The organism is Ructibacterium gallinarum, from assembly GCF_014982785.1.
Classification (GTDB): domain Bacteria; phylum Bacillota; class Clostridia; order Monoglobales; family Monoglobaceae; genus Ructibacterium; species Ructibacterium gallinarum.
In genome coordinates, this window is record NZ_JADCKB010000021.1 from 1 (window position 1) to 13,257 (window position 13,257).

Here is a 13,257-nt window from a genome sequence, read left to right on the forward strand (position 1 = left end):
AGTGATTTTTTAAAATCTTCGTCATATTTTGTATAATTGTTTGTACCCATAGTATCTCTCCTTTTTTGTGTCTTTTTTATTATATCATATATTGCATCTTTGTGTCTACTTTTTTAGCGTTGATCCATTCACCTATTCAGATAGTAATGTAACAGGTAAAGCGGTAGACCATAAGTGGCTAAACAACAGCCAGTACCCCATTGATTGTCTTGAAGTTGGCAACGAATATGATGTTGAAATTTTCCGTCATATATTTTGCTTATTTCATGATGTAAAAACTGAGGAAGAATAAGAATTTATTTATTATTTAGGAGGAATTTTTATGTATATAGTTGATTTAACACCTGATGAGGTGTACGCAGTAATGCGTATGAACACTAAGACTTTTGATGAACTTATTAAGTCAGAACAAAGTCTTGATAAAAACGACCTCGAAGGTTGTCGCAAACATCTACAGCGTGCTTATAATATTTTATCAAGCGCACATAGTTATTTGTACACAGTCGATATGTAACAGGAGGAATCAATATGAATAACAATACTACACCTAAAATGAGATTGATTCGTGAAGTTTTTGATGAACTTCACCGGATAGACCCAAACAGCGCAATTACAATGTATGCGCTTCGTCAGTTAGTGCGTTCTGGGAAAATCCCGTCTATCAACATAGGACGTAAGATATTAGTCAATTACAATGATGTCATTGACTATTTCAAAGCCGCTACAACCGTTGTTGTTCCAGAGGAAACAGATGGCATTCGCAGAGTATGTTAAACTGGATAAAGCAGGGGTAGATATAATGTTTACCCCTGCCATCTATAAAATTTATGACGAATTCATAAAAAGTTTTTGCTTTTTGTAACAGTATTTGCTATAAATAAGGTGGAGTGATTCCAAATTATGTAAACCAAAGGAGGATTATACAATGGAAAACAATGTACCAAAAATGAGGTTAATTCGTGAAGTATATGACGAATTACACAAGATTGACCCCAATAGCGCAATCACCATGTATGCGCTTCGTCAGCTTGTCAAGACGAAGAAAATTCCGTCTGTGAATGTCGGTCGAAAAGTCTTAGTCAATTACTATGATGTAGTCAAATATTTTGAGACACCTACACCAATCACCATGCCATATGAAGAATTTGAAGGCATACGGTGCATTATATGAGGAAAGAAAGGTAATACAAATGGCAACAGCAAGAAAAAGAGGACGAGGATACGAACTGCGTGTATGTTGTGGATATGACATCACAGGTAAAAAATTGGAAAAATATAAGCGGTGGTATCCAGAGTATGGCATGACGCCAAAACAGATTGAAAAAGAACTGGAACGTCAAAAGGTATTATTTGAAGAAGAAGTACGGAGCGGAACAATTCAAAATGGAAATATCCGTTTTTACGACTTCTCAAAACAATGGATGGAAGTTTACGCCGAGCCTAAGTTGACGCCTAAAACGGTATCACGCTATGGGGAATATCTAAAACGTATCAATCAGGCAATCGGGCATATCAAGTTACAGGATTTAACGCCATTACATCTAAATTCATTCTATCAGAATTTGGGTGAAGATGGTATCAGTAAACGCCGTAAGCATGATAAAAATGGAAAATGTATTGATAAAGGACGACTTGCTCCTAAGACAATACTGGAACATCACAGGTTGATTTCTAAAATATTGTCAACTGCGATAAAATGGCAACTGTTAGATAGGAATGTAGCAGAGCGGGCTGACCCTCCAAGAGTGCCGCCTAAGGAAATGTACTATTTGAATGAAGATGAAGCAAGGCATATGTTACAATTACTGCGAAATGAGCCTATCCAATACCGTACTATGATTTCCATACTAATATTTACAGGGTTAAGGCGTGGAGAATTGTGCGGATTGGAATGGAAAGACATAGATTTTAATAACCGTATTTTACATGTGGTAAGGACATCTCAATTTATTAACGGTGGATTTATTACCAAAGAGCCAAAAACAAAGTCGGGCAGACGGGAACTCACGCTAAGTATGGGAGCTTGTACAATACTGAAAGAGTATAAGGCATGGCATGACGAGATGAAATTAACAATAGGCGACCAATGGATTGAAAACGACAGGCTATTCACACAATGGAACGGAAAACCTATCCACCCCGACACAATCACAGGCTGGTTTTCTAATTTTGTCGCAAAGAATAATCTTCCCAAAGTAACACTCCATTCCCTCAGACATACAAATGCTACCTTGATGATAGCAGAGGGAACGGACATACGGACAGTGTCGAATAGATTAGGACACGCTCAAACATCAACCACACTCAATATTTATACCCATGCATTAAAATCCCGTGATAGCATTGCGGCTGATAATTTGGATAATGTTTTAGGTACAAACATTGTATAAAAATTCGCTATTTGCGAAAAAAGATATTGACAAATTGGTCTTAACCTGTTATAATGAATTTGACAGTGAAATATTGGATTAAATCCGATAGGTCGCCTCCTCTAAATTGAAGTGTACAATACACTTGCGGAACACATATTGTGTTCTACCTTAAACGGGGCTACATGTAGCTTGACCAGCCCAACATGGCATGCCCGTCCGTGCGCCACAGGAGCTTGCGCACGGTTAACAAATGAATTAGATAGACTGTCCTGTTTGCACCACCTTTTTTCACAGGAGGGAAACAACTTAAAAATCTGTTGTTTCTGAAAGGAGGTTGCTCAATGAGCAAAAAATCACTGTACAGGCAGGACGCTCCCGGAACGCCACCCCCCAAAAGAATCCGCAGACAGTTTTTTACAGCTAAAAGACGAAAAGCTATTTTCTTAACTGGATTTAAGCTGTTAGAAGCATTGGAAACATTGGTAGGGATAATTGCTACAATACATGGGTTCTTTAAATAGGTCGGCTATAGCGGGAAAGTCTATCTAATTTTGTAAATTCAGCTTTATGCTTTATATATATATATAACAATTAGGAAAGAGGTGGTTATTATGATAGGCGAAGTTTTAAAAAAGACTCGAACAATTTATGGATATAAAGCAAGTGAAATGAGTGCGAAACTTGGTATATCTAATAGTTACCTTTCTGAAATTGAAAATAATAAAAAACAACCATCCCTTGAACTTCTAAAAACATATTCAGAAATCTATGGTATGAAATTATCATCGTTAATTAGTCTTTCAGAAAAGTATGAAGATGCAATAAATGCAAACAAAGGACAAGACATAATTAGACGAACTATGATTAAGTGGATAGATTATATGTCTTCGGATTTGGAGGCTGACGATGAATAGCGCTATGCATAAATATGAAATAAATCAATGTGCCTTATACAAATGTTCCAGTAAAAAGAGACTGGAACATTTGTTGCTATTGAAAGAAAATGAGTTAAAACAAATAAAACAATATACTAGGTACTATAATTTCTCAACTCCTAAAAAAGATGGTTCACCACGCAAAATTACAGCACCTTGTGATAAACTCAAGAAAATTCAAAGACGTATATTAAGACTATTATCACCCATAAAAAGACCAGACTGGTTGATTTCGGGCGAAAGAGGAAAATCATATATTGATAATGGAAAGAGTCATATAAATTCAAAATATTTTCTTACTATGGATATAAAAAATTTTTACCCAAATTGCCAAAGAGAATATGTATTTCGATTTTTTACTGATGTATTATTGACTGCACCGGACATCGCAAAAATATTGACAGATATTATTACCTATAATAATGGAATACCTACCGGTTGTCCTACCAGTCAGTTAATAGCTTATTACGCTTATGAAAATATGTTTAAAAGTATATATGAAATTTCGTTAAATTACGGTTGCAAATTTACACTATATGTAGATGATATGACTTTTTCTAGTAATTTTCCATTTGACCCTAAAAAGTTAGAACAAGAAATTGATATACAACTGAGAAGATATAATCATAAACCTAAATATTCAAAAGTTAAATATTATCCTGCTAATACTTATAAGTTAGTTACAGGTACAACCGTATCACCAGATAATAAATTATTGGTAACGAATAATTTGCGTCAAAAAATAGTTGAGAATTTTAAAATTTTAAAGAATTATCAAAAATTATCAAATGATGAACGGAAAAAGAAGATTGATTCATTAAAAGGTCAAATACAAGCTGCTCGGAATGTAAATAAAACTATTTTCCCAGAGATAAATAGGTTGACAAATGATTTAAAGTAAATTAGCCAGTTTCACTCCAATCTCGCCTATTTTCGTCCGATTGGGGGGCAACTGGGGGGCAATCCGTATTTTTAAGTAAATTTCAAAAATATAAGAAAAACCGCCTAACCCTATTGGTTAAGCGGTTTTTAGTTGGTTGCGGAGGCAGGATTTGAACCTACGACCTTCGGGTTATGAGCCCGACGAGCTACCGGACTGCTCCACTCCGCGATATCTCACTCATCAGTTATTAAGCTATTCATAACTTGTATGATTTCATTATACATTTTAATAAATGCCACTTTTGGTGCCGGAGACCGGAATCGAACCGGTACGGGAAAAATTCCCACGGGATTTTAAGTCCCGGGCGTCTGCCAATTCCGCCACTCCGGCACATACAGCCCCTTTATCATAGCCAGAATATAATATCATATTTTTTAACCTTTGTCAAGCTTTTTTTTAATTTTCTTTTCTCTTTCTCTGGTGCGGACGCCATTTTAAACTAATTCATCTTCAGCGGCGTCCGCATTCTATTTCTTACCTTTCCATTCTCCAATAAACAGCACCATATGGTGGCAAAATACTTCCTCCTCCAAAATCATGCATTTTTCCTGTTAAAAGTTCCTCTGCCCGGCCGCATCCAGCATCAAAATGTGCTTCAAAACTTTGATTATCCGCATTAATCCCAACCAAAATTCGTTCATTTTCTGTTTTACGTTCAAATATTACCTGCCGGTTCGTCAATAAGACCTGTCGAAAACTGCCATAACAAAGTGCTACACTGTTTTTATGAATTTTCGATAGCTGACTTATCCATTCTGTCAGTGCGTTTTCTTGCGGGGTATCAAAATAAGGCCGTAAATCTATATCCGAACCCGCTTTCTTTTCTCCTTTTACTCCCCACTCGCTTCCATAATATATGCATGGAATCCCCGGCATTCCAAACAGGAGCGCATAAATCAATGGCAAATGCTCCGGACAACTAAGTACACTTGCAATACGGGATACATCATGATTATCTACAAAGCAAAGCAAGTGCTTCCCTTTATAAAGTGTCCACGGTTCAGGTCCAAACTGCCGAAGAAGTGAATGTGTTATTTCAAACATATTCATAGAATTAAAACTAGAGTACAATCCTTTATAGCACTCATAATTTGTACAGCTGTGCAGCAACTGATCGGATACAAACTGATTATAATCACCATGAAGAAGTTCTCCTATCAGAAAAAATTCCGGTTTTAATTCATCACACAGCAAACGCAAACGCCGAAGAAACTCCTGGCGCAACGAATAAGCCACATCCAAGCGCAACCCATCGATATCAAATTCTTGTATCCATTCTTTCACACACGAAAAAATATGTTCCACCACCTCCTCATTAGCAAGATTCAGTTTCACTAATTCAAAATGACCTTCCCATCCCTCATACCAAAAGCCATCTTGATATACACTGTCCCTGCAAAAATCAAGATAAAACCAATCTTTATACCGCGAATGTTCTCTTTTTTTCAAAACATCCTGAAATGCCCAAAATCCCCTACCCACATGATGAAATACGCCGTCGAGCACAATGCGTATACGATTCTGATGAAGTATACTGCAAATTTCTTTAAAATCCTCATTACTGCCGAGACGAGTATCTATTTTACGAAAATCTCTGGTATCATACCCATGAGAATCCGATTCAAAAACCGGAGAAAGATAAAGCGCATCAATCCCTATTTTTTTCATATGCGGAATCCAATCTTTCAACTTGCGTATCCGAGATACCGGAATACCATCATTGTGCTGAGGTGCTCCGCAAAATCCCATAGGATAAATCTGATAAAAAACACTTTCATAAGCCCACATGGTCTCGACCTCCTTTTTTATAAGACCAGTATACAGGAAAAGCCTCATTTTGTCACTCTTTTTTTTAAAGACAAACACAAAAAATAAATCTTTTCATATTATAAAATATCCAAGTTTGGGAGATGACGAATATGCCAATCCTACTGCGAAAACTAAAATATCGTTTCCGCCCTTCCGCAAAACATCGTAACAAAAAGCGTCCGCATTCTCCGCGTCATATAGTATGGATTCTTATATTGCTTATGATACCTGCTTTTTTATATATTTTTTATCAGGCAGAAAGGCGCATTGGTCCCTTGGCACAGCAGGCAGCCGTTTCTAAGCTAAACGGCGAAATCACTAAAAGTACTAATCAGGTTATTCAAGATATCTTGAAAGCTCAGTCTTTAAACACACAGGATTTAATTTTATCCGAAAAAGACGAAAACGGACATTTGACAGCTATGTCCGTAAACTTTTCTGCTGTCAATCAAATCAAATCAACGCTTGCTATAGAAATCCAAAATTGCCTGGATCAGATGGAAGTGATTCACACTAGTGTTCCTGCCGGGATGCTTTTTTCGGATACTCTGATGACCGGTATGGGAATTCAGATTCCAATTAAAGTTTTTGCCGTCAGCGCTATAGAAGTGGATTTTATTGACGAATTTTCTTCAGCAGGAATTAATCAAACCCGTTATCAGCTCATGGTTGAAGTACGTGTACCCGCCAGGGTCGCTGGCATTTTTCTACACGAAGACACCGAAATCGTAACACAGGTACCAGTTGCGGAAACCATTGTAGTTGGTGATGTACCAAGCGCATACCTGGCTCCATCCGGGAATTAAATGCATGACCACTGCTCGTACCAGTGGCTTGCACTTCCCCTTAGTGCATATTTAATTTTAAATTTGCGGCAAGGAAACATGGATTTTTTATATGTCCATTCCATTATACCACTCTTGTTTCTGTCCATCAATTCGGGGATGGGGCAAATCCATATTTTGCGATAATATGGGCGTGTATATGCTATCAAAGTTATATTTTAGGGGCCTTTTAAACTCATAAAATACACACTTTGTCAACAGTTCCAAAACGCTCACACCGCCAACAAAAATGACTGCAATAAATTCATTTGTGAATCTTTTGCAGTCATCTATTTTGCCACTTAAGACCAAGCTTATGTGTCCGTCATATACTTTCCATCAACTGATGTAACACAAAGCGGATTATACAATCACTGAGATATATGATTCCTGTTAAGTACAGACATTGCGTAAACCAGTTCAAGAATATATCCGCATGCCCTTCCCTTCTTTATTTCCCTCACTGCTTAGATTTTTCACAGAATTTTGCTCCAGCACCATACAAGCTGGCATCTCTTCCGAGGACAAGTCATGATGTTCAATCGCACTGATCACACGGCGCATGGCCATTTTCCCAATACTTTGAAAAGGAATTTGAACGGTAGTAAGCGGTACGGGAAGGTATTCGGAATAATATTCGGTATTGGCAGCAATAATGGATAAATCCTCCGGTATTTTAATTCCAGCCGTCAGCGCCATATCCATCACCTTTTTTGCGGTATCTGTCTTATTGGTTACAATACTGTGAAATTGTTTCAGCATCTGCGGAGTTAAATCCTCTACCGCACGGCATAAACATGGCAGTCCTTCCTCTTGCATTCTTGTCATATATCCCTTCTGCCGCAAACCCACCTCTCTAATTTCTTCACCATACTTCGGTGCAATATAGATAATCTCCCTATGCCCTTTGGCAAGCAGGTAATCTGTTGCAAGATAAGTGGTCTGCGCAAAATCATACCTAAAGCAATTTCCTTGAGGCAGATCTGTATGGCCATTGATTACCGCAAAGGGAATCTTAGCCTTTTGCAAACGGCGAATATGTTCCATCTCATTAAATTCTGCCATAGATGTAACGGGAGCAATCAAAACAGCTCCATCTATCCTTTTATTCTCATAATAGCTAAGATACGAATAGGAATCCGCAGAAGGGCAAATAACCACGGAATATCCCAACTTTTCCCCCATTGCAGTAATACCTTCTAAAGTTTTAATAAAAACACGGTTATTAATTTCCCACCAGTTCACAATTCCTATCGAATAAGAACGCTGAGAACGCATTCCTCTGGCAATGTGATTGGGATGGTAACCCAGTTTTTCTGCTGCACTGTATATTTTCTGACGCGTTTTTTCAGAATACTTCTTCTCTGTGCTCTGATTGAGAACATAAGACACAGCCGATACACTGACTCCCGCTAACGCTGCTACATCCTTAATCGTTGCTTTTTTCACTTTTTCACATCCTTTATATCACACACAACGGCGTTTTTATATGTAATTCAGCATCCAGCTTTTCAAGTTGGGATCCCTCGCATCGAAAAACCGTAACATTATCAGACAGTTCATTAGTACAAACCAAGTACGCACCAAACAATTGAAAATCCCGGGGGCAACGGCCGCCACAACTGGTTTCGCTTTGCAAAATCAGCGTTTCCCCCTGCACCAAGAAACAGGATATAGAATCCTCCCCTCGATTGGAAACATACAGATATTTCCCATCTTCTGACAACCGTATAGCCGCAACTGTATTATTCGGATTCGGTTTTTTTAAGCAAGAATAGGTGCCGATAGGATGCAAAACATCCCTGATAAACGTAAAAACAGTTACGGTAGATCCAAGCTCATTGGCACAGTATATCAAATGCCCGTCTTTAGAAAACGCCAAGTGTCTTGCACCGTGTCCCGAAGGTACACAAGCGCTAGACCGAAGCTTGAGATCCGAATCATAAACATAAACTCTGTCTGTCCCCAGGTCTGCCACAAAAACATTCTCTTCTTTTGTTATTGTAATAAAATGCGGATGAGATTTTTCCTGCCGCAGAAGATTGGGACCGCTGCCGCTGTGCTGGACAACGCAGGAAGGCATTTTAACCGCCGTTTCTGATAGATAATTCACAAGATAAACCTCCCCATTCCTAACACTAAGGTGACAAGCCACCTCTCCATGCGTGGGTGCAATTTGACCACAGGAAGATAAACTTCCCTCTGAATCTATAGAACATACCTCCAACCCGCTCTCTTGAGATCCCTCAAACGGAGCGCGAAGTAAAATATACATTTGATTCCCTTCCCGCGCCATATACATGGGCCGATCTGCAAAAAAATAACTACGAATGCTCAGCTTCCCGGATTCTTGCAGCGTGCACTGATAAATTCCGCCGTCCGACACGCAAGATGCAATATAAAGGTTCTGCTCCATAAAATCGCCTCATTCCCAAAATAATTTCTGTTTGATTATATCCAATTCTTCTGCAAAAGTCAACCGCCTATTGACAAATCATGCAGAATATGCTATGCTTTTGTAGAAACGTTTCTACATCGTTTTAATTGGAATTATTGATATAAAAACGGCTGAATGTGCGGCGCACATCGGCAGAAAAGGAGATTGTTATGCATTTTAATGTAAAAGAAGAAATCATTGCACTTACTCCTCAATGGAAAGGGGAGCGATTTCCGGACGGACGGCCCAAGGTGGCAGACAAATACCTTTTGGCATTACGGGATTTAACCCTGGAAGAGGTATGGAAGCCAATTTTTGTCAAAGGTTATGAGAATCAGTTTGAGGGTCGTCTTCGGCTTTTGCACGATGATGGCCGCAAACTGATTGGCCGAGCAGTAACTGCCACCTATGTTCCTACTCGTCCGGATTTGCACGAAACCACCTTTGCAGTTGGTATGCAGGAAGGCAGGAAAGGCAATTACAACCAATGGGTTATTGACAGCTTGGTAGAAGGCGATGTGGTGGTAGTTGATATGTACGATAAAATTTATAAAGGGACATTTTTGGGCGGCAACCTGACCACAGCCATCAAGACCAAAACCAAAACAGGAGGCGGGGTTGTATGGGGCGGTATCCGGGATGTAGAACAGATGAAAAAAGTAGATGGCGTACAGGTTTATTACAGAGGCATTGATCCTACCCCCATCCGGGATTTTATTATGACTGGCTTTAACACGCCTACCAGAATTGGAAACGCCATTGTACTGCCAGGTGATATTGTGTTTGGCGCCGAAGGCGGGGTCTTGTTTATTCCCTCTCATTTAGTAGCTGAGGTGGTAGACGGTGCATCCAAAACCCAAATCAAAGATGTTTTTGGATTTGAAATGATTACCCAGAATAAATTTACCACTGCACAAATTGATCGTAACACATGGACGGTAGAAATGCTGGATATGCTAATGAATTTTATTCAAAACGACAGTCGTGGGGCGCAATACCGGGATCTTGACTGGTCCGAGGAATATGATCTGGCAATCAATGGTGACCCCAATGATACCCAGACTGCATTATAACAAAGAAAAGAGATGAGAAACATGAAAAACATTTTAATAACTGGAGGGAGCCGCGGTATCGGAAAAGCCATTGCCCTATCGCTTGCCTCCCCTGAGACCACCCTCTACATTAACTATGCGGGGAACACTGAAAAGGCAGAACAAACCAAGCAGGAGATAGAGGAAATCGGTGGCCGCTGTGTCTTAGTACAGGCTGATTTGCAAAAAGAAAACTGTGCTGCCTTAATCAAACAAACTGTACCAGAAGCAGATATTTTAATTTTAAATGCCTCACTTCAATACCGAAAAAAATGGATGGATATTACCATTGAGGAATTTGACCGGCAAATCAACTGTAATCTGCGTTCTTCTCTGCTACTAATGCAGCAATATCTGCCAGGTATGATAAAAAAAGGCTGGGGGCGGGTGATCACCATCGGCAGTGTACAGGAAGCAAAACCCCATCCCGACATGCTGGTTTACTCTTCAAGCAAAGCCGCTCTGACACTGATGGCACGGTCACTGGCACTGCAAGTGGCAGATACCGGCGTCACAATCAATTCCGTCGCGCCAGGAGTCATTGACACGGATCGAAATACAGACGCATTATCGGATCCTGCATATGAAGCTGCAGTCAAAGCCAAGATTCCTATGGGATATATCGGCAAACCTAGGGACTGTGCCGGCATTGTGACGGCATTATGTACAGATGCCTGTCAATACATAACAGGACAAAATATCTTTGCCGACGGTGGAATGAGCATACGATAAGCATTCATGAAACAAAGAAATCTAGGAGATTGTAATGATACTAACTGATTATTTCCGATATCCCCGGGATCTTACCTGGGAGTATGCACGGCAATGCGGTATCCGGCACGGAGTTATCCGGCTTCCCGAAAACGCTGAATTTGATATATGCAATCTTTTCCACTGGCAAAAAATACACCGTGATTTCTGTGATTTTGGCTTAAAGCCAACCGTGGTGGAACCCTTACCGAATGCACTGCACGATCACATCAAAGCCGGTGACAGCAAAAGGGACGAGTCTATTGAAAAGGTCCTTCAAATGCTGTCCATTATGGATCAGCTGGATATTCGAACACTATGTTTCAATTTCATGGCATATATCGGCTGGCTGCGCACAGATCAAAAAGTTCCACAGCGGGGCGGAGCCTATACCACCGGCTTTCGGCTAAACGATTTTACGCCGCCGGAGAGCCCGGCTATTACCCATAGAGCATTATGGGATAACTATACCTATTTTATCAAGGCAGTGCTGCCCGCAGCAGAGCAGTACGGTATCCGCCTGGCACTGCATCCGGACGATCCACCGGTTTCCCAGCTTGGCAATGTGGCACGAATCATGACCTCTTTTGCAAATATTCAAAAAGCAATGCAAATTCTGCCCAGCAATTTTCTTGGCGTGACAATGTGCCAGGCCACCTACCACATGATGGGGGAGAATCTCTTTCAAGTTATCCCGGCGCTCAAAGATAAAATCTTTTTTATACATTTTCGAAATGCTTCTGGGAATAAAAATGATTTTCATGAAACCTTTCATGACAACGGCGATCTATCCATGGCGGCACTGATGAAGCTGTATGCTGATTGTGGCATACATGTCCCCATCCGAGTTGATCATGTTCCGGCCATGACAGGGGACAAAGACCTGTCGGGATACGGTACAACAGGCCGTTTGTTTGCCATTGGCTATTTAAAAGGTATCCTCGATGCACACTTCATTTCTTATTGTTAAAAACCTTTGCCACAATTTAAATGCGGCAAAAGCAAACTGTCGAAAAAACCTGTTCTGGCAATCACACCAGAGCAGGTTTTTCAGCAGTTTACGGTTTTCTAATATCAATGTATCAGAACTTAACCTTAAGAATCAGTATTGTTTTTCGCTTTAATATAAGAGGTAGGCGACATACCAGTGACTTTTTGAAATGCCTTATAAAAATTAGAAATACTCTGAAACCCGCACTGTTCCGCAATTTCCAATTTAGTAAAATTATTGTGCCTCAATAAATTCATAGCTTTTTCAATTCGTTTGATGATAATATAATCCCAAGGAGAAATCCCATTGTACTTTTTAAAAATCGTAGAAAAATAAGCCTTACTCATGGTAGCCTTCCGCGCCACCTCTTCTAAAGTCAAAATATCCGTATAATGCAGATTAATAAAAGTGATAGCATCAGAAAGTTGCCCCAAAATTTTTTCATTAGCACAAACAAAATCCTTTTCCTCTATATCAGTATAACTTCGTAAAATAAGCAACAATACGTCATATAAATATAAACGGATTTTTAATTCGTATCCAATTTCTTTTTTTTGAAATTCTTTTTCCATTTCCAAAATCTTAGGAATCATCTCCAACGCAAGAGGGTTTTCTCGATGGATTTGATTTGAAAACTCTGCGCTTCGGTTATGAAACACCCGCAACAACGGTAAGGCAGCCCCACCTTGACTATCCCATAAAATTCTAGGCTCAAAATGAATATTTAAAAGATCAAAAGGCTCCTCATCAAAAATATTTGTAATACAATGTGTTTCATCACTGCCAAATAAAAAAACATCTCCTTTTTGAAAAGTATAAGTTTGTTTACCCACAGTATAAATACCCGCTCCATTACAAAAAAGAGATAACTCACATTCCGTATGATGATGTTCTCTATAAGCTCTGCGCCCTGCAGGCACCACCGAATGAAATAAGCGAAGCAAGGGTCTTTTTCCGCTGTCATACAAAATAAATTCCTGCTGTTTCATACCGTTTCATGTTCCCTCCAATAAATCAAAATATAGTGGACAAAAATGTAAATATTTAAGTTGCTTTTATGTTGTTTTTATTATATTATAAAAAAAATAGTAGAATGTCAAGTAAG

The 13,257-nt window shown here is 39.4% G+C and carries 15 protein-coding genes and 2 tRNA genes; 11 read left to right on the forward strand and 6 right to left on the reverse strand.

Features of this window, described 5'->3' with window-relative positions; translation table 11 throughout:
* The first annotated feature begins 322 nt into the window (after nt 1-322).
* The 7 genes from INF28_RS09570 (at nt 323) to INF28_RS09600 (ending at nt 4,208) form a co-directional block, all read left to right on the forward strand.
* On the forward strand, nt 323-514 hold the full coding sequence (locus INF28_RS09570) for a hypothetical protein (RefSeq protein WP_226393250.1): 192 nt from the start codon (nt 323-325) through the stop codon (nt 512-514).
* A 14-nt stretch (nt 515-528) separates the two neighbouring features.
* Nucleotides 529-774 (forward strand): hypothetical protein, encoded by a 246-nt coding sequence (locus INF28_RS09575; RefSeq protein ID WP_226393251.1) that lies wholly within the window; start codon nt 529-531, stop codon nt 772-774.
* 151 nt (nt 775-925) lie between these two features.
* Entirely contained in the window at nt 926-1,171 is a 246-nt protein-coding gene (locus INF28_RS09580) for a hypothetical protein (protein WP_226393252.1), read from the forward strand.
* A 19-nt stretch (nt 1,172-1,190) separates the two neighbouring features.
* The gene (locus INF28_RS09585) at nt 1,191-2,390 is read left to right on the forward strand and encodes a site-specific integrase (RefSeq protein WP_226393253.1); all 1,200 of its coding nucleotides are present in this window, start codon (nt 1,191-1,193) and stop codon (nt 2,388-2,390) included.
* 323 nt (nt 2,391-2,713) lie between these two features.
* The gene (locus INF28_RS09590) at nt 2,714-2,893 is read left to right on the forward strand and encodes a hypothetical protein (protein ID WP_226393254.1); all 180 of its coding nucleotides are present in this window, start codon (nt 2,714-2,716) and stop codon (nt 2,891-2,893) included.
* A 90-nt stretch (nt 2,894-2,983) separates the two neighbouring features.
* Nucleotides 2,984-3,286: a helix-turn-helix domain-containing protein gene (locus tag INF28_RS09595; protein ID WP_226393255.1), complete on the forward strand. Its 303-nt coding sequence runs from the start codon at nt 2,984-2,986 to the stop codon at nt 3,284-3,286.
* Nucleotides 3,279-4,208, forward strand: a complete 930-nt coding sequence (locus INF28_RS09600; protein ID WP_226393256.1) for a reverse transcriptase family protein — start codon at nt 3,279-3,281, stop codon at nt 4,206-4,208. Before INF28_RS09595 ends, INF28_RS09600 begins: the two co-directional genes overlap by 8 nt.
* A gap of 133 nt (nt 4,209-4,341) precedes the next feature.
* Here INF28_RS09600 and INF28_RS09605 read toward each other — a convergent pair.
* The 3 genes from INF28_RS09605 to INF28_RS09615 all read right to left on the reverse strand — a co-directional run bounded on the left by INF28_RS09605 (nt 4,342) and on the right by INF28_RS09615 (nt 6,038).
* A tRNA-Met gene (locus tag INF28_RS09605) sits at nt 4,342-4,418 on the reverse strand.
* 74 nt (nt 4,419-4,492) lie between these two features.
* Nucleotides 4,493-4,580 (reverse strand) — tRNA-Leu (locus INF28_RS09610).
* Nucleotides 4,581-4,724: 144 nt separating this feature from the next.
* Nucleotides 4,725-6,038, reverse strand: a complete 1,314-nt coding sequence (locus INF28_RS09615; protein ID WP_226393257.1) for an alpha-amylase family glycosyl hydrolase — start codon at nt 6,036-6,038, stop codon at nt 4,725-4,727.
* A gap of 131 nt (nt 6,039-6,169) precedes the next feature.
* On the opposite strand from INF28_RS09615, the gene yunB reads away from it, so the two are divergent.
* Nucleotides 6,170-6,865: a sporulation protein YunB gene (gene yunB / locus INF28_RS09620; RefSeq protein WP_226393258.1), complete on the forward strand. Its 696-nt coding sequence runs from the start codon at nt 6,170-6,172 to the stop codon at nt 6,863-6,865.
* Between the two features lie 438 nt (nt 6,866-7,303).
* Here the strand turns inward: yunB and INF28_RS09625 are convergent, their stop codons facing one another.
* Nucleotides 7,304-8,332, reverse strand: coding sequence for a LacI family DNA-binding transcriptional regulator (locus tag INF28_RS09625; RefSeq protein WP_226393259.1), 1,029 nt, complete (start codon nt 8,330-8,332; stop codon nt 7,304-7,306).
* Between the two features lie 13 nt (nt 8,333-8,345).
* Complete coding sequence (locus INF28_RS09630; RefSeq protein ID WP_226393260.1) at nt 8,346-9,299, reverse strand: beta-propeller fold lactonase family protein; 954 nt, start codon at nt 9,297-9,299, stop codon at nt 8,346-8,348.
* Between the two features lie 191 nt (nt 9,300-9,490).
* Between INF28_RS09630 and INF28_RS09635 the strand changes: the two genes are divergently transcribed.
* Genes INF28_RS09635 through INF28_RS09645 form a run of 3 tightly spaced genes read left to right on the forward strand, consistent with a single transcriptional unit; the run spans nt 9,491 to nt 12,131 of the window.
* The gene (locus INF28_RS09635) at nt 9,491-10,393 is read left to right on the forward strand and encodes an RraA family protein (protein ID WP_226393261.1); all 903 of its coding nucleotides are present in this window, start codon (nt 9,491-9,493) and stop codon (nt 10,391-10,393) included.
* Nucleotides 10,394-10,414: 21 nt separating this feature from the next.
* Nucleotides 10,415-11,143, forward strand: a complete 729-nt coding sequence (locus INF28_RS09640; RefSeq protein WP_226393262.1) for an SDR family NAD(P)-dependent oxidoreductase — start codon at nt 10,415-10,417, stop codon at nt 11,141-11,143.
* A gap of 34 nt (nt 11,144-11,177) precedes the next feature.
* A complete protein-coding gene (locus INF28_RS09645; RefSeq protein ID WP_226393263.1) occupies nt 11,178-12,131 on the forward strand; it encodes a mannonate dehydratase in 954 nt (317 codons plus the stop codon).
* Nucleotides 12,132-12,256: 125 nt separating this feature from the next.
* On the opposite strand, the gene INF28_RS09650 is transcribed toward INF28_RS09645, so the two are convergent.
* Entirely contained in the window at nt 12,257-13,141 is an 885-nt protein-coding gene (locus INF28_RS09650; RefSeq protein WP_226393264.1) for an AraC family transcriptional regulator, read from the reverse strand.
* Nucleotides 13,142-13,257 lie beyond the last annotated feature (116 nt).

Bases quoted from the DNA above. Each gene is read 5' to 3' on its own strand.
- INF28_RS09570 (WP_226393250.1), top strand. From the start codon at position 323: ATGTATATAGTTGATTTAACACCTGATGAGGTGTACGCAGTAATGCGT.
- INF28_RS09575 (WP_226393251.1), top strand. From the start codon at position 529: ATGAATAACAATACTACACCTAAAATGAGATTGATTCGTGAAGTTTTT.
- INF28_RS09580 (WP_226393252.1), top strand. From the start codon at position 926: ATGGAAAACAATGTACCAAAAATGAGGTTAATTCGTGAAGTATATGAC.
- INF28_RS09585 (WP_226393253.1), top strand. From the start codon at position 1,191: ATGGCAACAGCAAGAAAAAGAGGACGAGGATACGAACTGCGTGTATGT.
- INF28_RS09590 (WP_226393254.1), top strand. From the start codon at position 2,714: ATGAGCAAAAAATCACTGTACAGGCAGGACGCTCCCGGAACGCCACCC.
- INF28_RS09595 (WP_226393255.1), top strand. From the start codon at position 2,984: ATGATAGGCGAAGTTTTAAAAAAGACTCGAACAATTTATGGATATAAA.
- INF28_RS09600 (WP_226393256.1), top strand. From the start codon at position 3,279: ATGAATAGCGCTATGCATAAATATGAAATAAATCAATGTGCCTTATAC.
- INF28_RS09615 (WP_226393257.1), bottom strand. From the start codon at position 6,038: ATGTGGGCTTATGAAAGTGTTTTTTATCAGATTTATCCTATGGGATTT.
- yunB (WP_226393258.1), top strand. From the start codon at position 6,170: ATGCCAATCCTACTGCGAAAACTAAAATATCGTTTCCGCCCTTCCGCA.
- INF28_RS09630 (WP_226393260.1), bottom strand. From the start codon at position 9,299: ATGGAGCAGAACCTTTATATTGCATCTTGCGTGTCGGACGGCGGAATT.
- INF28_RS09635 (WP_226393261.1), top strand. From the start codon at position 9,491: ATGCATTTTAATGTAAAAGAAGAAATCATTGCACTTACTCCTCAATGG.
- INF28_RS09640 (WP_226393262.1), top strand. From the start codon at position 10,415: ATGAAAAACATTTTAATAACTGGAGGGAGCCGCGGTATCGGAAAAGCC.
- INF28_RS09645 (WP_226393263.1), top strand. From the start codon at position 11,178: ATGATACTAACTGATTATTTCCGATATCCCCGGGATCTTACCTGGGAG.
- INF28_RS09650 (WP_226393264.1), bottom strand. From the start codon at position 13,141: ATGAAACAGCAGGAATTTATTTTGTATGACAGCGGAAAAAGACCCTTG.